The 18,058-nt window shown below is 68.2% G+C and carries 11 protein-coding genes; 4 read left to right on the forward strand and 7 right to left on the reverse strand.

Annotated features, from left to right (window positions below):
* Window positions 1-374: 374 nt before the first annotated feature.
* Together CDO81_RS08200 and CDO81_RS08205 are read left to right on the forward strand one after the other, a co-directional pair.
* Window positions 375-3,398, forward strand: coding sequence for a TonB-dependent receptor domain-containing protein (locus CDO81_RS08200; protein ID WP_088482690.1), 3,024 nt, complete (start codon window positions 375-377; stop codon window positions 3,396-3,398).
* Window positions 3,399-3,464: 66 nt separating this feature from the next.
* Window positions 3,465-5,522, forward strand: coding sequence for an alpha/beta hydrolase family protein (locus CDO81_RS08205; RefSeq protein ID WP_088482691.1), 2,058 nt, complete (start codon window positions 3,465-3,467; stop codon window positions 5,520-5,522).
* Between the two features lie 63 nt (window positions 5,523-5,585).
* On the opposite strand, the gene CDO81_RS08210 is transcribed toward CDO81_RS08205, so the two are convergent.
* The 4 genes from CDO81_RS08210 to CDO81_RS08225 are packed head-to-tail and all read right to left on the reverse strand — an operon-like array spanning window position 5,586 to window position 12,694.
* Window positions 5,586-6,299, reverse strand: coding sequence for a queuosine precursor transporter (locus CDO81_RS08210; RefSeq protein ID WP_088482692.1), 714 nt, complete (start codon window positions 6,297-6,299; stop codon window positions 5,586-5,588).
* 28 nt (window positions 6,300-6,327) lie between these two features.
* Window positions 6,328-9,636, reverse strand: a complete 3,309-nt coding sequence (locus tag CDO81_RS08215) for a PAS domain-containing hybrid sensor histidine kinase/response regulator (protein WP_088482693.1) — start codon at window positions 9,634-9,636, stop codon at window positions 6,328-6,330.
* Between the two features lies 1 nt (window position 9,637).
* Entirely contained in the window at window positions 9,638-10,441 is an 804-nt protein-coding gene (pyrF, locus tag CDO81_RS08220) for an orotidine-5'-phosphate decarboxylase (RefSeq protein ID WP_088482694.1), read from the reverse strand.
* A gap of 3 nt (window positions 10,442-10,444) precedes the next feature.
* A complete protein-coding gene (locus CDO81_RS08225; RefSeq protein ID WP_088482695.1) occupies window positions 10,445-12,694 on the reverse strand; it encodes a putative bifunctional diguanylate cyclase/phosphodiesterase in 2,250 nt (749 codons plus the stop codon).
* An 81-nt stretch (window positions 12,695-12,775) separates the two neighbouring features.
* On the opposite strand from CDO81_RS08225, the gene CDO81_RS08230 reads away from it, so the two are divergent.
* The gene (locus CDO81_RS08230; protein ID WP_088482696.1) at window positions 12,776-13,285 is read left to right on the forward strand and encodes a GNAT family N-acetyltransferase; all 510 of its coding nucleotides are present in this window, start codon (window positions 12,776-12,778) and stop codon (window positions 13,283-13,285) included.
* Between the two features lie 4 nt (window positions 13,286-13,289).
* On the opposite strand, the gene purB is transcribed toward CDO81_RS08230, so the two are convergent.
* Complete coding sequence (gene purB / locus CDO81_RS08235) at window positions 13,290-14,666, reverse strand: adenylosuccinate lyase (protein ID WP_088482697.1); 1,377 nt, start codon at window positions 14,664-14,666, stop codon at window positions 13,290-13,292.
* A 292-nt stretch (window positions 14,667-14,958) separates the two neighbouring features.
* Here purB and CDO81_RS08240 point away from each other — a divergent pair, with 292 nt between their 5' ends.
* A complete protein-coding gene (locus CDO81_RS08240; RefSeq protein ID WP_088483034.1) occupies window positions 14,959-15,582 on the forward strand; it encodes a glutathione S-transferase family protein in 624 nt (207 codons plus the stop codon).
* Between the two features lie 29 nt (window positions 15,583-15,611).
* Here the strand turns inward: CDO81_RS08240 and CDO81_RS08245 are convergent, their stop codons facing one another.
* Together CDO81_RS08245 and CDO81_RS08250 are read right to left on the reverse strand one after the other, a co-directional pair.
* Window positions 15,612-16,265, reverse strand: coding sequence for a response regulator (locus CDO81_RS08245; RefSeq protein ID WP_088482698.1), 654 nt, complete (start codon window positions 16,263-16,265; stop codon window positions 15,612-15,614).
* Window positions 16,266-16,379: 114 nt separating this feature from the next.
* Window positions 16,380-18,032: an FMN-binding glutamate synthase family protein gene (locus CDO81_RS08250; RefSeq protein ID WP_088482699.1), complete on the reverse strand. Its 1,653-nt coding sequence runs from the start codon at window positions 18,030-18,032 to the stop codon at window positions 16,380-16,382.
* Window positions 18,033-18,058: the final 26 nt, after the last annotated feature.

Genomic DNA, 18,058 nt, shown 5'->3' on the forward strand with positions numbered 1-18,058 from the left:
GCGGATTTCCAGGGCACCTCGGAAATCTTTCTGGTTAGTAAAACACCGGCTTTCGCCAAACTGTCCGTGTGGCGGACTCGGTGAATATTCGCATTGAATATCCCATGACTTCCAGCATGGCTCCGCATGCGCTCTTGGCCGGCGACGTGGCGCTGTGCGCGCACCGGCATCTGCGCGCTGGCGCGATGGAGTTGTTGGGAAGTTGCAACATAAGTGTCACGGAGAGGCCTGCCCAGGCTCCGGGAAGACCCTGGATCGAAGCACAGGGATGACCTCCCAAGGGACCCCCTCCCTAACATGAGGTTTCGAGCCCGATGGCCGCGTCGCCCCACCCGGATTACGCAGGGTTCGAGATACCCCTTGATGGACCCAATATGCCTACGAACTCCACCCGCTTCAAACCCGCTCGCAAACCCATCGCGATTGCAGTGGTCGGTTTGATCCTGGCGCAGCAAAACGCGCTCGCCCAAACCCAGGCCCCGGAAACCAAGCCCGCCACCACGGCTGAAACTCCCGCGCCCAAGACCGACAACCCGCAGAAACTCGAAACGGTGGTCGTCACCTCGGGTTCGCGCATCAAGCGTGACAACTACAGCAGCACCGCCCCGCTGCTGGTGGTGAAGACCGAAGACGCTGCGCTGGCTGGCTACAGCTCGACCGCCCAGGTGCTGCAGGGCACGGCGGTGACCGGCGGCCAGGGCCAGATCAACAACGCCTTCGGCGGCTACGTCACCGACGGCGGCCCCGGCGCCAACACCATCGGCCTGCGCGGCTTCGCCCCGACCCGCTCGCTGGTGCTGCTGAACGGCCGCCGCATGTCGCCCTCGGGCACGCGCGGCTCGGTCGGTGCCGCTGACCTGAACACCCTGCCGAACTCCATCGTCGACCGCATCGAAGTGCTGAAGGACGGGGCGTCCTCCATCTACGGCTCTGACGCCGTGGCCGGTGTGATCAACATCATCACCAAGAAGGACCTGACCTCCATCCAGGTGGACGGCTCGGCCTCCCGCACGGTGGACGGCGGCGGCAACGCCTACAACTTCTCGCTGGCCGGCGGCTTCGTCACCGACCGCACCCGTTTCCTGGCGTCGTACAACTACAACGCCATCACCGGCATGACGCTGGCCCAGCGCGACTGGACCACCTGCAACACCGACTACCGCCGCACCAGCGTGAACGGCGTGGTGGGTGACTGGGGCAGCGCCGACACCATCGACCCGCTGACCGGCAAGCCCAAGTGCTACCCCATCACCGGCACGGGCTCCAACGGCGTGACGATCAACACCATCGGCACGAACACCCTGACCGGCGTGCCCGCCGTGGGCGCCACCGGCACCAGCTTCAACCGCTGGCGTCCGAACTCCTCCGTCTCGACCGGCCTCGTGGGCTTCGAAGGCGTGGGCGGCGGCCAGACCACCAACACCAACATCCGCGACACCTTCGACCCGCGTACGCTGAACCGCACGCTGTACTCGCCGGTGCGCAACCACAACATCTACGCCCAGGGCGGCGTGGACCTGGGTGTGCTGGGTGATGCCGAGCTGTACTACGAAGTGCTGCTGAACCGCCGCGAGTCCTCGCAGGTTGGTTACCGCCAGCTGTCGCTGGACTACATCAAGGGCAGCCCGCTGATCCCCGCCAACCTGGCAGGCAGCACCTTCTCGGGCCCGGTGAACACCAGCAACGGCCAGAACGTCGGCGTGCGTGCCTTCATCGGCTTCGGCAACGACTACAGCAGCCAGAGCGTGGACTTCGTCCGCACGGCCGTCGGCCTGCGCGGCGCCATCCCGGCCTTCAGCTCGTGGGACTACGACGTGTCGTGGACGCACGCTGAAAGCCGCGGCTCCTACGCCCAGCAGTCGTTCCTGACCGACCGTCTGGCCAACAGCCTGAACGTCGTGGCCAGCGGCAGCGGCTTCGCTTGCGCCAACACGTCGGCCACCGGCTGCGTGGCGGCACCCCGCCTGACCTCGGCCGTCATCGGCGGCCAGCTGCCCCAGGCCTGGGTCGACTACGTGTGGCAGACCGTCACCGGCATGACCAAGTACAAGGAAGACGTGGTCACGGGTTCCGTCACGGGTTCGCTGTTCAAGCTGCCCTACGGCGATGTGAAGGGCGCCTTCGGTGCCGAGTTCCGCAAGAACAAGATCGACGACACCCCGTCGCTGGACTCGCAGAACAACAACCTCTACAACCTGACCTCCTCCGCCCCGACCCGCGGCAGCGACCAGGCCACCGACTTCTTCGGCGAAATCGAAGTGCCGGTGCTGAAGAACCTGCCCCTGGCCAAGGAACTGACGGTCAACGCCTCCACGCGCTACGCCGACTACAAGTCCTACGGCTCTGACTCCACCTACAAGTTCGGCGCCATCTGGGCCCCGGCCAGCTGGATCACGCTGCGTGGCTCCAACGGCACGTCCTACCGCGCACCGGCCCTGTACGAGCAGTTCCTGGGTGCCACCACCGGCTTCCTGAGCAACCAGAACGACCCCTGCAACAACTGGGACAACCCCGCCCAGGCTGGCACGCCGCGCGCGGTCAACTGCAAGTCCGAAGGTCTGCCGGCCGGCTTCCAGGCCACGTCCAGCATCACCGTCGTCAACTCCGGCGGCCGTGCGGCCGGCCTGAAGGCTGAAACCTCGAAGAACGCCTCCTGGGGCGTGGTGCTGCAGCCCGAGCTGCCCACCGGCTGGGGTACGGTCTCTCTGGCGGTGGACCGCTTCGACCTGGTCGTCGACAACGGCGTCTCGCGCGCCGGCACGGCCAACATCCTGCAGCGTTGCTACGACAGCCCGGGCTTCCGCCAGGCCGGTGGCTTCTGCCGCCTGGTCGATGCTCGCAACACGACCTCGAACGCGCTGACCGTCAACGACAGCTACGTCAACCTGGCGACCGACATCGCCCGTGGCTTCGACTACACGGCCCAGTACACGAACGAGATCGGCTCCGGCAAGCTGAAGATCGACCTGACGGTGACCGAGTACCGCTCGCAGGCCTACAAGCTGTTCGCGGACGATGCGCTGGATGACAACAACGGCAACGTCGGCACGCCGAAGTGGTCCGGCCAGCTGGACGTGAAGTACAACCTCAAGAACTGGGGCGCGTACTACAGCCTGGAGTGGGTCGACAAGACCTCCAGCTACGCCTACTACGGCGAAGATCCGGCCACCAGCCGCTTCAAGCTGAACACCCCGAGCTACTTCCTGCACTCGGCCTCGGTCTCGTACAACGACTCGGTCAACAAGTGGAAGGCCACCATCGGCGTTCGCAACCTGTTCGACAAGAAGCCCCCGGTGATCTCCTCCGGTGTCTACAACCGCGTGGGCAATGCGCCCCTGTACAGCGGCTATGACTACCTGGGCCGTCGCCTGTTCGTGAACGTCTCCAAGACGTTCTGATCGCGTAAGTGATCCAATGCCCTGGCAGCTTCGGTTGCCGGGGCTTTTTTTTGACGTGAGACTCCCATGAAGAGCTATTTCAGGCCGGCAGGCCAGGCGCTGGTGATCGCCAGCGCAGCCCTGCTGTACAACTTCGCGGTGGCCGCCGAGGCGCCGCCGATCCGCGTCCCCACGGTGGAGACGCTGGCCCAGTTCCCGGGCATGACGGGCTTTCGCATCTCGCCGGACGGCAAGCACATGCTGGCCATCCAGAGCCAAGGCGACACCCGCAACATCCTGGTGTGGAAACTGGCCGACCTCGCCGCCAGGCCCACGGTCATCGGTTCCAAGAACATGCAGATCAGCAGTGCGTCGTTCCTGAAGAACGACATGCTGCAGGTCACCATGACCCAGCCCTACGACTGGCGCGATGACGAGATCACCAAGACCTTCATCAGCAAGCTGCTGTTCACCGACCTGGAAGGCAAGAACTGGATCGAGCCGACCGTGTCGGGCGAGGTAGCCCGCTCCGAAGCCGCCAAGCGCGCAGCCGCGCTGTCCAACCCGCGGGTGATCAACCGCCTGCTGGCCGACCCCGACAACGTCATCATCCAGAGCGGCTCCATCGAAGGCCGCGACATCTACCGCTACAACCTGCGCACCAACAAGACCTCGCGCATCCTGCGGCTGGGTGAGTCCGACAACACCGTTCGCGTGAACAACGCCGGGCAGGCCTGGGCGAAGTCGCGTGCGGGCATCGATGCCACCGGCCCATTCATCGCGATCGACTTCCGCAGCCCTGACGGCGAATGGGTCGAGCATTTCCGCAGCTATGTGAAGGACCGCGACATCGTGGACGTGGTCGCGCCCGGCCTGAAGCCCGGTACGGCCATCGTGCGAAGCAACGTCGGCCGCGAGTTCACGGCGCTGTACGAGTACGACATCGCCGCCCGCAAGATGGGCGCACCGGTGTTCGAGCACAAGTATTTCGATGCCAGCGGCGTGCGCAGCTTCCGTGACGACGACGCACCTCGCGAGGAGGGCTTCGATGGCTACGTCTTCGAAGGCCACCTCGGCGGCGACGAGCACTGGGAGAACCCCAAGCTGGAGGCCACCCTGCGCGGCGTCGCCCAGGCGCTGGGCATCAAGGAGATCGACCAGGAACTGGTGAATATCGGCAGCGGTGAGCGCGCCACCATCAAGTCACTCGATGGCGTGCAGGTGCGACTGGTGTCGTATGTGGGGGGCGAGACGCCGACCTACCTGATCCGCGTCAGCGGCCTGACCTACCCGACCGAGCACTACCTGCTGCGCGGCCAAGCCATTCAACTGCTGGCCAAGGAGTACCCGGACGTCGACAAGCGCTCGCTCGGCACGGCCCGCTTCGTGTACTACAAGGCGCGCGACGGCCTGACCATCCCGGCCTACCTCACGGTGCCGAACGCGCAGCTGTGCGGCCCGGGCCCCTACTCGGCCGTCATCCATCCTCACGGCGGCCCGTGGGCGCGTGACACCATGGACTACGACCGCTCCGGCTGGGTGCCGCTGCTGGTGTCGCAGTGCCGGGTCGTGCTGCAGCCGCAGTTCCGCGGCTCGGCCGGCTGGGGTCGTGCCCTGTGGTACGCAGGCGACCGCGAGTGGGGCCAGAAGATGCAGGACGACAAGGATGACGGCGCCAAGTGGCTGGTCAGCGAGAAGCTGGCCGACCCCAAGCGCATCGCCATGTTCGGCTTCTCTTACGGCGGCTACTCGGCCTTTGCCGCGGCGGTGCGGCCCAACGGGCTGTACAAGTGCGCGATCGCCGGCGCGGGCGTGTCGGACATCGAGCGCATCGGCGCGCGGCTGTTCACCAACCCGTTCTTCCGCTCCGCGCAGGAGCCCACGATGCGCGGTCTGAATCCGCTGGCCCAGGCCGACAAGATCCAGATCCCGATCATGGTCTACCACGGCGACCGCGACCAGACCGTGCCGCTGATGCAGTCCGAGCTGTTCGTGGACAAGGCCAAGGCCGCCGGCAAGCCGGTCGAGTACCACGTGCTCAACGACTATGCCCACGGCCCGGCCTGGACGCGCAAGGTCAACATCGACCAGCTCAACCTGATCAGCAACTACCTGGGCAAGGGCTGCGGTGGTGGCGGCCTGTGATGGCCTGACACGCTAACCCAGCGACTCATGACGGCGGCTCTCGGGCCGCCGTTATTCATGGGGTCAGACCTTGATCTTGAAGGGGTTGAAGTTGGTGCCCCGGTCGTAGAAGTCCACGCCCTCGGCGCGCTTCAGGAAGTTCACGACCCGCGCGGTGACCGGGTACATCACCGCCTCCCAGGTCGTCTTGAACAGGTACTGCGCCAGGATGACCGCGAACAGCTGCTCGTTGGCCCAGATGCCGTAGAAGGCGATCAGGAAGAACACGCTTGTGTCCACCAACTGGCCCACGACGGTGGAGCCCACGATGCGGGCCCACAGGTAGCGGCCCTGTGTGGCGATCTTCATCTTGGCCAGCACGAAGCTGTTCGCGAAGCTGCCGCAGGCAAACGCGATCATCGAGCCCGCCGCGATGCGCCAGGTGTTGCCGAACACCGCCTCCAGCTGCGGCTGGTAGACCGCCATGAAGGGCGTATCGGCCGGCGTCTGGTGCACGACGGCCCAGGCCATGAAAGCCGAGAACAGCAGCGCGCCGAAGCCGGCCCACACCACGCGTCGGTCGCGGCCGTAGCCGTAGACCTCGGTGAGGATGTCGCCAAAGATGTAGCTGATCGGGAAGAAGAACAGGTCGGCGCCGTAGGTCACCGTACCGATGAGGGGCAGCGTCAGTTGCGCCTGTTTGGCCGCCCCGATCAGGTTGGAGCACAGCAGCACGCAGACGAAGGCCGCCATGATCAAGTCGTAGTACTTGAAATGACGCGGCGCGGTGTCGTTCATGGGGGCCCTCCGTGTGGAGCCCGCATTGTCAGTGTTTGGCCGAGACCAGGCGCAGCAGGGTTTGATGCAGCTTGGGTGTGTCGATGGGCTTGGTGAGGAAGTCGTTCATGCCGGCCGCAAAGGCATCGTCGCGCTCCGACACCAGCGCGGCCGCGGTCAGGGCCACGATGGGCAGCTGCTCGGCATTGAAGTGCTTGCGCAGCTCGCGGGTGGCGTCATGCCCGCCCATGACCGGCATCTGCACGTCCATCAGCACGATGTCAAAGGGCTTGCCCACGCTGGCGGCGGCCAGCACGGCCTCGATGGCCTGGCGGCCGTCACTGGCCTGGGCGACTTCCATGCCCCACTGCTCCAGCTGCGCCACCGCGATCAGCATGTTGACCGGGTGATCCTCGGCGATCAGCACGCGGCGGCCGAACAGCGCCTCCTCGGCCGTGCCCTGCGGGCGCGGGTCGCGGGGCTGGTGGGACAGCGGGGCCGGCGCGGCCGGCAGGGGCAGTTCGGCCCAGAAGGTCGAGCCCTGGCCGGGTGTGCTGTTCACGCCCACCTCGCCGCCCATCAGCGAGGCCAGCTCACGGCAGATGGACAGGCCCAGGCCCGTGCCGCCGAAGCGCCGCGTGGTGGATTCGTCGGCCTGCGTGAAGGGCTGGAAGAGCCGCGCCTGCTGGTCGGGCGCAATACCCGGGCCGGTGTCACGCACCTCGATGCGTACCCAGTCACCGGCACTGCCACGGGCGTTGGCCGTCAGTTGCCGCACGCTGACCGTGATGCCACCCTTTTCGGTGAACTTCAGCGCGTTGGTCAGGTAGTTGGACAGGATCTGGCGCGTGCGCAGCGGGTCCCCGAACACCCAGTGTGGCAGCCCGGGGTCGATCTCGACCGCAAAGCTCAGGTCGCGCGCCTGGGCCAGCGTCAGGTAGGCCAGGCGGATGGACGCGAGCAGCTCGCGCAGCGAGAAGGGCTGGGTCTCCAGCGTCAGCCGGCCGGCTTCGATCTTGGAGAGGTCGAGGATGTCGGAGATCAGCCCCGACAGGCTCTCGGCACTGTCCATCATCTGGTTGAGGTAGTCGCGCCGCTGGGCGTCACTGATGTCGGGCTGCTGGGCCAGGCGACCCAGGCCCAGCAGGCCGTTGAGCGGCGTGCGGATCTCGTGGCTGGTGTTGGCCAGGAAGGCGCTCTTGGCCCGGTTGGCGGCCTGCGCTTCGTCCATGGCCTGGGCGAGCTGGTCTTCCACGCGTCGGCGCTCGGTCACGTCCTCGATGATCCAGATGGTGCCGCCGCGGCTGGGGTGCGCCGGGTCCACGGCCTGGGCCAGCAGGCGGGCCAGGAAGGTGCTGCCGTCGCGCCGGCGCATGACGCGCTCGATCTCCACCTGCTGACCGGCGGCCAGCTCCGGGCCGAGCTCGCGCCCGACCGCCTGCCAGTCTTCCACGCTCGGCCACACCACGCTGCCATGCTGGCCGATGAGGGCGCCGCGCGGCCAGCCAAACATCTTCTCGACCCGCGGGTTGGCGAGCACGAACTGCTGGTCCCGCGTGAGCGTGATGCCGATGGAGGCGTTCTCCAGGATGGCCCCGTGCACGAGCCGCGTGCGCTCGCTCTCGGACACGTCGCGCGCGTACAGCACGAGGTAGTGCTGGCCGTCCATCTCGAAGGGCGCGACCGAGACCAGCATGGAGATGGTGCTGCCGTCCTTGCGACGGAAGACGACCGCCCGGTTGCTGGCGATGCCGTCGCGGCGCACGGCTTCGCGAATGGTGTCGCGGTCGACAGGGTTCTGCCAGATGCCGATCTCGGTCGAGGTGCGGCCCACGACCTCGGCGCTACTCCAGCCGGTGAGCGCCTCGAAGGCCTGGTTGACCATGGCGTAGCGGCCGCTCTCGGCTTCGGTCAGCGTGATCAGGTCGGGGCTCGTGGCCACGAGGTGGCTCAGCAGGCCTTCGCTGCGGCGCAGCGCGTCCTGCGCGCGGCTCTGCTCGGTCTGGTCGGTGAAGAAGGTCAGCGTGGCCGGGCCGCTGGCGGTTTCCACGCGCACGCTGGTGGCCTGCACCAGGCGGCGCCGGCGCGACAGGGTGCGCAGCCGGTACTCGGCCATCGGCTGCATCGCCCCGGGCGCTAGGCCTTCCAGTCGGGCGGCCTGCTGGCGCGCGAGTTCGTCGTCGCCCGGCTCGTAATGGCTGAACAGGTCCTGGCCGATCATGCTGGAGCGCTGGGCATAGCCGAACATCGCCATGGCCGCGGGGTTGGCATCCACGACACGGCCCCAGCGGTGCAGCACCAGCGGGCTGGGCGAGCGGCGGAAGAGCTCGCGGTAGCGCGTCTCGGTGGCCAGCAGGGTCTGCTCGGCCGCCACCTCATGCGTCACGTCGCGGCCCACGCCCCAGTAGCCGCGGAAGTTGCCCTGGCTGTCAAAGCGCGGCTCGCCGCTGATGGACACCCAGCGGGCGCTGCCGTCGGTGGCCACCCGGCGGGCCACCATGCCGTGGAAGGGGCGGTGCGACTCCAGGTCGGCGCGGTGGGCGTCGAGCTCGTCGTCGGTGAGGCCCATGCCCTCCAGCTCCCAGGGCGTCTTGCCGATGCGTGACTCCAGGTCCAGCCCCGACGACCCCGGCCGCTCCTCCGCCACGTGGGTGAAGCGGAATTCGCGGTCCATCTCCCAGTACCAGTCCACCGCCATGCCCAGCAGGCCGCGAAAGCGCGCCGTGCGCTCCTCGGCCTCCACCAGCGATCGCTGCACCATCTTCAGCAGGCCGAAGCCCGCGATCAGGCCCGCACCCAGCAGGCAGAACTGCACCGTGGTGCGCAGCAGCAGGCTGTTCATCGCCATCGGATGCGTGGCCCAGCCCTGCGCCTCGGCCAGCCCCAGGCCGGCCAGGGCCAGGCCCGCCAGCCCGGCCAGCGTCGCGCCCGCGCGCAGGCCCAGCATGCCGGTGGCAAAGGTGACGATGACGCCGGTGATCGCGAGGCTCAGGGCCCACAGCCCTAGGTTGCGCGAGATGGCCACGCACACCGGCAGGGCGATCACCAGGGCCATCAGGGCCAGGGCGATGCCTGGGCGTGACTCGCTGCGCGGGTTGCGCGACAGGAAGAACAGCCGCACCAGCGCCAGCACCGACACCAGGGCCGACATGATCGGCGGCAGCCAGCCGTCCAGCCACTCGCCGGGCTGGCGGGTGTAGGCCAGCAGCGCGGCCACCGGCAGGAAGATGGGCGCGCAGGCCAGCAGGAACACCCGCGCGGCCTGCCAGCGCATGCTGGTGGCCAGCTTCACGCGCTGCAGCTCCGGCGGCGCGGCCAGGCCGACGAGGCTGCTGGGGTCGTCGCCGGTGCGGGCCATGTCAGGTCAGCGAGGCGCGTGTGGCCTCGGCCACCGCGCGGGCGCGTGCCGCGAAGTCGGGGCCGGCGCTGGCATACAGGATGGCGCGCGATGAATTGACCACCAGCGGCGCCGTGCGGCCGGCAGCCTGCACCACCGCAGCCGCATCGCCGCCCTGCGCGCCCACGCCAGGCACCAGCAGCGGCAGCGTGGGTGCGAGTTCACGCACGCGGGCGATTTCGCCCGGGTAGGTGGCGCCCACCACCAGGCCGAGCTGGCCATTGCGGTTCCACTGCGTCTCGGCCAGGTGCGCGAGGTGCTCGAACAGGCGCGGCTGACCCGGGACATCGGCCAGGCGCTGCATCTGCCAGTCGTCACCGCCCTTGTTGGACGTGCGGCACAGCAGGATGGCGCCCTTGCCCTCGTAGGCGAGGTAGGGTTCGACGGAGTCAAAGCCCATGAAGGGCGACAAGGTCACGGCGTCGGCCTGGTAGCGCACGAAGGCCTCGCGGGCGTACTGCTCGGCGGTGGAGCCGATGTCGCCGCGCTTTGCGTCCAGGATGACCGGCACGCCGGGGGCGACCTCGTGGATGTGGGCGATCAGCTGCTCCAGCTGGTCCTCGGCGCGGTGGGCGGCGAAGTAGGCGATCTGGGGCTTGAAGGCGCAGACCAGGTCGTGCGTGGCGTCGACGATGGCCGCGCAGAAGTCGTAGATCTTGCTCGCGTCACCCGCCCAGGCTCCCGGGAACTTGCTCGGCTCGGGGTCGAGGCCGACGCACAGGCGAGAGGAGGACAGGGCTTGGAGTTGGGCGACGAAGCTGGGCATGGATCAGAGGGCGTAGGCGGAAAGGGGGGCCGCAGCCGACGTGGCGGCGACCTGCGCAAGGACGAATTCTGCAAAAGCCTGCGCGGTCAGCGGCCGGCTGAACAGGAATCCTTGCACCGCCTGGCAGCCCTGATGACGCAGGAAGGCCAGCTGGCCCTCAGTCTCGACACCCTCGGCGAGCGTCTGCAGCCCCAGGGCCGCGGCCATGCGGATGACCGCGTCGACGATGGCGCGGTCTTCCGCGTCCTCGGTCAGGTCGCGCACGAAAGACTGGTCGATCTTGAGCTTGCCCACGCGGAACTTCTTCAGGTAGGCCAGCGACGAATAGCCGGTGCCGAAGTCGTCGATGGACAACTGCACGCCGCGCGCATGCAGCTCATTCATCACGGTGATGGCGACGCTCGGGTTGTCCATGGCCGCGCCCTCGGTCAGCTCCAGCTCCAGGCGCTCCGCCGGCATGCCGACTTCGTCCAGCACGCGGCCCACCAGCTCAGGCAGGTCATCATGCCGGAACTGCACGGCCGACAGGTTCACCGCCATGGTCAGCGGCGGCAGGCCGGCGGCGTCCCAGCGGCGCAGCTGCGTGAGGGCCTCGCGCAGCACCCATTCGCCAATCGGCAGGATCAGGCCCGAGGCCTCGGCCACCGGGATGAACTCGGCCGGCGACACCCAGCCCAGGTCCGGGTGATGCCAGCGCAGCAGGGCCTCGGCGCCGATGATGCAGCGCGCGTCGTCCTCGCCCAGCGCGAACTGAGGCTGGTAGTGCAGGCTGAGCTGCTGGCGCTCCAGCGCGCGGCGCAGCGCGTTCTCCAGTTGCAGCGCGCGGGCCGACTGGGCCTGCATCTCGCTCGTGAAGAAGCGGTAGGCATTGCGGCCATCGCGCTTGGCGCGGTACATCGCGGCGTCGGCGCATTTGCACAGCGCCTCGAAGTCGTCGCCATCGGTCGGGAACATCGCGATGCCCATCGACGGCGTCACCATCAGCTCCTGCCCGTCCACCGGGAAGGGGGCGCTGGCCAGCGTCATCAGCTTGGTGGCCAGGTGGGCGGCACCGGCGATGTCGGTCAGCGGCAGCACCAGCACGAATTCGTCGCCGCCCATGCGGGCCACGGTGTCCTGTTCGCGCACCGCGCCGCGCAGCCGGGCGGCCAGCTGGGTCAGCAGGCTGTCGCCCACGCGGTGGCCCAGGGTGTCGTTGACGTTCTTGAAGTGATCCAGGTCCAGGAACAGCACGGCCAGCGGTTCGTCGCTGCGCCGGGCGATGTCGATGGCCTGGCTGGCGCGGTCGGCCAGCAGGTGGCGGTTGGGCAGCCCGGTGAGGCCGTCAAACAGCGCCAGCCGCTCGGCGCGGGCCTCGGCGGCCTGCTGCTGGGCCATCTTCAGTTCGAGTTCGGCCACCGTCTGGCTCAGCTCCAGCGTGCGCTGGGCCACCAGGGCCTCGAGCTGCGCCTTGGCCTGCACCAGCTCCAGCTCGGCCTGCTTGCGGGCCGTGATGTCCTGCGTGATCCAGATCGAGCCGCGCGACAGGTCGCTGCGGTCGATGGCCTTGCTGCGCACCTCGCACCAGACGGGCGTGCCGTCCTTGCGGCCGAGCAGCATCTCGGCATGGAAGGATTCGCCGCGTGAGAGCGGCTCATAGCAGAGGTCGCCCGCGGCCTTCCAGTCCTCGTCGTTCAGGTACCAGGCGCGCGAGAGTGCACCGTCGAGCTCGCCGGGGTCGTAGCCGAAGAGCTGCTCGAAGGCCCGGTTGCAGCGTGTGACGCGCCGGCCGCGCAGGAAGACGATGCCCACCATCGCGTGGTCGAGGATGAGCTGCTGCTCGGCATGCAGGTCGGCCAGCGTGGCATCGGCCTCCTTGCGGTCCTGGATGTCGTCGACGATCCAGATCGAACCTTCGGCCGGGTCGTCGGGGTTGATGAGCCGGCCGGTCAGGTGGGTCCAGAACAGCTCGCCGTTCTGGCGGCGCATCAGCTGCTCGACGCGGAAGGTTTCGCCTGCGGCCAGCACCGGGTAGGCGCGGCGGCCCAGTTCGCGGGCCTCGGCCTCGGTGCGGTAGAGCTCCAGGCTGCTGCGCCCGACGGCCGCCTCCGGGCTGGCGAAGCCGTAGATGTCCGCGTAGCGCTGATTGCAGCGTACCAGCGTGCGCGCCTTCACGAAGACCACGCCGACCCCCGCGTTGGCGAGGATGACGTCCAACTCGCGCACGACCTGGTCGAGCACGGGGTTGTCGCTGGCGTCGGGCGCGTGACTCATCGGGGATCAGGGCGGGGGCAGGGCGCGAGAGAACGGGGCGAGGGCAGGGGAGCGGAGCATGACCGGTTATTGTCTTGTCTCATGCAAATCCTCAGCACCGAACGCCTGTCCCTGCGTGAATTCACACCGCTTGATGCGCCCTTCCTGCTGCGCCTCGTCAACGAGCCCGGCTGGATCCGCAACATCAACGACCCCGGCGTGCGCACCGCCGAAGAGGCCCTGACCTGGGCCGAAGGGCGGCTCTTCAAGGCTTACCGAGAACTGGGTCACGGTTTCTGGGCCGTGCAGCGCCGTGACGATGGCGTGCTCGTGGGCATGTGCGGCCTGTTCAAGCGCGCCGCCCTGCCGGAGCCCGACCTGGGCTACGCGCTGCTGGCCGAACACGAAGGCCGCGGCTACGCGCTGGAGGCCGCCCGCGGCTGCGTGGCCCATGCGCGGGAGGTGTTGCGCTGGAAGACGCTGATGGCCATCACGGCCGTGGACAACCCGCCGAGCATTGCGCTGCTGGGCAAGCTCGGCTTCGAGGAGCAGGCCCAGCAGGTGCTGGAGGGCTACAGCGGGCCGTCCCGGGTGTTCCGGCTCGCGCTGTGAACGCTCAGACGCGCCGGGCCAGGTCTTGCGCCAGGCCGGTGTAGGACCCCGGCGTCATCTTCAGCAGGCGGGCCTTTTCGGCCTTGGGCAGGTCCAGCCCTTCGATGAAGGCGCGGATGGACTCTTGCGTGATCGCCTTGCCGCGCGTGAGCTCCTTGAGCTGCTCGTAGGGGTTGGGCAGGCCGAAGCGGCGCATGACGGTCTGGATGGGCTCGGCCAGCACTTCCCAGGCGGCATCCAGGTCTTCGGCCAGCGCGGCCTCGTTGACCTCCAGCTTGGCCAGGCCCTTGGCGAGCGAGTCGTAGCCCAGCAGCGCATAGCCCAGGCCCACGCCCATGTTGCGCAGCACGGTGGAGTCGGTCAGGTCACGCTGCCAGCGGCTCACGGGCAGCTTCTGGCTCAGGTGGGTCAGCACCGCGCTGGCCAGGCCGAAGTTGCCTTCGGCGTTTTCAAAGTCGATCGGGTTGACCTTGTGCGGCATGGTCGAGCTGCCGATTTCGCCGGCCTTGGTCTTCTGCTTGAAGTAGCCCAGCGAGATGTAGCCCCACACATCGCGGGCCCAGTCGATCAGGATCGTGTTGGCGCGGGTGAAGGCGTCGAACAGCTCGGCCATGTAGTCGTGCGGCTCGATCTGGATGGTGTACGGGTTGAAGCTCAGCTTGAGCTGCTTCTCGATGACTGCCTTGGAGAAGGCTTCCCAATCGTGCTTGGGCCAGGCCGACAGGTGGGCGTTGAAGTTGCCGACCGCGCCGTTCATCTTGGCCAGCGGCTTGACCGCGGCAATGCGTGCGCGCGCCGTTTGCAGGCGCGCCACCACGTTGGCGATCTCCTTGCCCACCGTCGTGGGGCTGGCGGTCTGGCCGTGGGTGCGGCTCAGCATCGGGATGGCTGCGAACTGGTGCGCCATGTCGCGCAGCTTGGCCAGGATGCCGTCCAGCGCCGGCAGCATGACCTCGTCGCGCGCGGCCTTCAGCATCAGCGCGTGGCTGGTGTTGTTGATGTCTTCGCTGGTGCAGGCGAAGTGCACGAACTCGGACGCCGCCAGCAGCTCGGGGTGACCCTCGAAGCTGCGCTTGATCCAGTACTCCACCGCCTTCACATCGTGGTTGGTGGTGCGCTCGATGGCCTTGATGGCTTCGGCATCGGCCTCGCTGAACTTCTTCACGAGGCGGCGCAGGCGGCTGCGGGCGGCGCTGGAGAGCGGCTTGAATTCCTTGAAGCCGGCGTCACTCAGCGCGATGAACCACTCCACCTCGACCTGCACGCGGCGGTGCATCAGCCCGTACTCGGACAGCAGCGGGCGCAGCGCAGCCACCTTGGCGGCGTAGCGGCCGTCCAGCGGCGAGAGGGCGCTGATGGCGGAGTAGTCGGTCGAGGTCATGGCGGGCCGGCAGGTCGTGGAAAACCCGCGATTCTAGTTTTGGGGGCCCGGCCGCCCGATTCGGCCGGCCCGGCGCGATCTGCGCCGTGGCCCATGAAGCCGATTTGAAGGACAGCCTGGCACGGGTTGCGCCCGGCCGCAACTCAGCACTCTGACGGGGGCGTGCCGCTCTGACAAGCCCTTTTCCGGGTGGCTGTGGACCGCAGCCGACAGGCCCTTTTCACGGCCGGACCGCGAGGACCCGCTGGCTAGAATCGTTTCGACCTGTGACCCCCTTGCCGCCTTTATGACGATGAAGTTGATCGGATCTCTCGCCAGCCCTTACGTGCGCAAGGTGCGCATCGTGATGGCCGAGAAGAAGCTCGATTACCAGTTGGTGCTCGAAGACGTCTGGGGCAGTGATGCCATCCTCAAGATGAACCCGCTGGGCAAGGTGCCCTGCCTGGTCATGGAAGGCCAGGACTCCATCACCGGCGCGGTGTTCGACTCGCGCGTGATCGTGGAGTACGTCGACACCCTCTCACCCGTGGGCAAGCTCATTCCCGAGCGCGGCCGCGAGCGCTGCGAGGTGCGCACCTGGGAAGCGCTGGCCGACGGCATCATGGACGCCGGCGTCCTGGTGCGCCTGGAGCGCACCTGGGCGCACCGCCCGCCGGAGCAGCGCAGCCAGGCCTGGATCGACCGCAACCTCACCAAGGTGAATGCCGGCCTCGCGGCCATGAGCCAGGGCCTGGGCGACAAGGCCTGGTGTTCGGGCAACCACTTCTCGCTGGCCGACATCGCCGTGGGCTGCGCCCTGGGCTGGCTGGCCTTCCGCTTCCCGGAGATCAACTGGCGCGAGGCCTATCCCAACCTGGCCCGCCACATGGACAAGCTCTCGCAGCGCCAGAGCTTCATCGACACGGCACCGGCCTGATTGCGCCAGCCTGATCGCCCGCGGGCCTCTCAGCCCCCGGCGATCAACAGCTCGCGCGAGCGCACGTGCAGCAGCCGCACGAGACGCCACACCCGTCGTTCGATCTCGGCGGTGTCCAGCTTCCACAGCGTGGCGATCTCAGGCAGCAGCAGGCCTTGTGCCAGCAGGGTCAGCAGATGCCGGCTGGCCTGCTCGATCTGTCGACCGGCCGGGCTGGCGTCCAGCGGTGCGGCGGGTTGGCGGGCGGTGACCAGCGGGCTGCGCTCGATGCCAAAGGCCGCCAGCGCCTGGCGGGCCAGTTGGGGGCTGAGCATGGAGCGGCGGTCATGCAGCCGCGTGAGCGCCTCCACCAGGGCGCGGGTGTTGCCGTCGTCGACGTGATAGGCGTTGGCGCCGGCGCTCAGGGCGGCGAACAGCTGCAGGTCGTCCGCCGTGGGCGTGAGCAGCAGCAGTTGCGGGCGCACTGGCAGCCGACCGAGCTCGTGGGCCACGCGCATGGCGTGGGCATCCACCAGGCGCAGGTCGCTGGCGACGATGTCGGGCGCCAGCGCGGCGATCTCGGTCAGCGCATCGCCCAGCACATGGCTGCTGCCGGCCAACTCGACCCCCTTGGCCTGCAGCAGCTGGGAGCGGGTGCGCTGGAGGGTGGCCTCGTTGAGACGGAGCAGGTAGACGGTGGGCATGACGGTGCTTGGGAACGGGGCGCATTGTGCGCGTTCCGCCCCTTTTCCCCCTAACTTGAAGCCGTCTTCCCCCGCACCCGAGCGGTCTGCCGAGCCCCCGCATCCGGGTGGGCGTCAGTGTGTCCGTTCGATGGGGCCCTGGGGGGCGAAGCTGTGCGCGCTGGCCAGGGGCCAGTAGATGCGGAAGGTGTTGTGCGGCACCTCGCCCCGCAGCACGGCGCCGGGCTCCACGAAGGGCAGCAGATTGGCCAGCAGCCTCACCTCGTGCTTGTCCATGCGATGCACGATGTGCTGGGCCGTGATCTCCTGCGGATGGCACAGCCCGGCGGCTTCCACCAGTTCCTTCAGCGCCTTCAGCGTGTTCTGGTGGAAGTTGGCCACCCGCTGGGCCTTGTCGGGCACGAACAGCGCCCGCTGGCGCACCGGGTCCTGGGTGGTGACGCCGGTCGGGCAATGGCCGGTGTGGCAGGCCTGGGCCTGGATGCAGCCCAGCGCGAACATGAAGCCGCGGGCCGAGTTGCACCAGTCCGCACCCAGGGCCATCAGCCGCACGATGTCGAAGGCGGTCGTGACCTTGCCGGCGCAGCCGATCTTGATCTGGTCGCGCAGGTTCAGCCCGATCAGCGTGTTGTGCACCAGCAGCAGGCCCTCCTGCAGCGGCGCGCCGACATAGTTGGTGAACTCCAGCGGCGCCGCCCCGGTGCCGCCCTCGGCGCCGTCCACGACGATGAAGTCGGGCGTGATGCCGGTCTCCAGCATCGCCTTGCACAACGCGAACCACTCCCAGGGGTGCCCGATGCAGAGCTTGAAACCGGTGGGCTTGCCGCCCGACAGGGTGCGCAGCCGGTCGATGAACTGCATCATCTCGACCGGTGTGGAGAAGGCGCTGTGGCGCGCCGGCGAGATGCAGTCCTGGCCCACGGGCACGCCCCGGGCGGCCGCAATCTCCTCCGTCACCTTCGGGCCGGGCAGCACGCCGCCGTGGCCCGGCTTGGCGCCCTGGCTGAGCTTGAGCTCGATCATCTTCACCTGCGGGTCGCGGGCGTTGGCCTCGAACTTCTCGGCGCTGAAGCTGCCGTCGTCGTTGCGGCAGCCGAAATAACCCGAGCCAATCTCCCAGATCAGGTCGCCGCCATGCACGCGGTGGTGCACGCTGATCGAGCCCTCGCCGGTGTCGTGCGCGAAGCCGCCCGTCTTGGCGCCCTTGTTCAGCGCCAGGATGGCGTTGGCGCTGAGCGCGCCGAAGCTCATGGCCGAGATGTTGAAGACGCTGGCCGAGTAGGGCTGCGCGCGGCCGGCGCCGATGGTGATGCGGAAGTCGTGGCTCGTGAGATGAGTCGGCGCCAGGGAATGGTTGATCCACTCGTAGCCCCGCGCGCTGGTGTCGAGCTGCGTGCCGAAGGGGCGCTGGTCGGGCTCGCCCTTGGCGCGTTGGTAGACGATGGAGCGCTGGGCGCGCGAGAAGGGCGCGGCGTCGGTGTCGCCCTCGACGAAGTACTGGCGGATCTCCGGCCGGATGAACTCCAGCAAAAAGCGCAGGTGCCCGATGACGGGGTAGTTGCGCAGGATGGCGTGGCGCTCCTGGCGCACGTCGCGCAGGCCCAGCAGCGACAGCGCCAGGAACACCAGCACCAACACCCCGCCGGTCAGTCCAGCCGTCCAGGTGAGGGCGAAGAACAGCGCCAGTGCGCCGCACAGCAGCCAGGTGAGATAGCGCAGCGGGAAATGCTGGTTGATCCGTGTGGTCCACCGGGGCCAGGCGAGCATGGGGCGTCCTCTTGGTCGTGACGACC

Source organism: Roseateles puraquae (assembly GCF_002205845.1).
GTDB lineage: Bacteria > Pseudomonadota > Gammaproteobacteria > Burkholderiales > Burkholderiaceae_C > Pelomonas > Pelomonas puraquae.

Excerpts from the sequence above, each read along its gene's own strand:
- CDO81_RS08200 (WP_088482690.1), top strand. The coding sequence starts at position 375 with ATGCCTACGAACTCCACCCGCTTCAAACCCGCTCGCAAACCCATCGCG.
- CDO81_RS08205 (WP_088482691.1), top strand. The coding sequence starts at position 3,465 with ATGAAGAGCTATTTCAGGCCGGCAGGCCAGGCGCTGGTGATCGCCAGC.
- CDO81_RS08210 (WP_088482692.1), bottom strand. The coding sequence starts at position 6,299 with ATGAACGACACCGCGCCGCGTCATTTCAAGTACTACGACTTGATCATG.
- CDO81_RS08215 (WP_088482693.1), bottom strand. The coding sequence starts at position 9,636 with ATGGCCCGCACCGGCGACGACCCCAGCAGCCTCGTCGGCCTGGCCGCG.
- pyrF (WP_088482694.1), bottom strand. The coding sequence starts at position 10,441 with ATGCCCAGCTTCGTCGCCCAACTCCAAGCCCTGTCCTCCTCTCGCCTG.
- CDO81_RS08225 (WP_088482695.1), bottom strand. The coding sequence starts at position 12,694 with ATGAGTCACGCGCCCGACGCCAGCGACAACCCCGTGCTCGACCAGGTC.
- CDO81_RS08230 (WP_088482696.1), top strand. The coding sequence starts at position 12,776 with ATGCAAATCCTCAGCACCGAACGCCTGTCCCTGCGTGAATTCACACCG.
- purB (WP_088482697.1), bottom strand. The coding sequence starts at position 14,666 with ATGACCTCGACCGACTACTCCGCCATCAGCGCCCTCTCGCCGCTGGAC.
- CDO81_RS08240 (WP_088483034.1), top strand. The coding sequence starts at position 14,959 with ATGAAGTTGATCGGATCTCTCGCCAGCCCTTACGTGCGCAAGGTGCGC.
- CDO81_RS08245 (WP_088482698.1), bottom strand. The coding sequence starts at position 16,265 with ATGCCCACCGTCTACCTGCTCCGTCTCAACGAGGCCACCCTCCAGCGC.
- CDO81_RS08250 (WP_088482699.1), bottom strand. The coding sequence starts at position 18,032 with ATGCTCGCCTGGCCCCGGTGGACCACACGGATCAACCAGCATTTCCCG.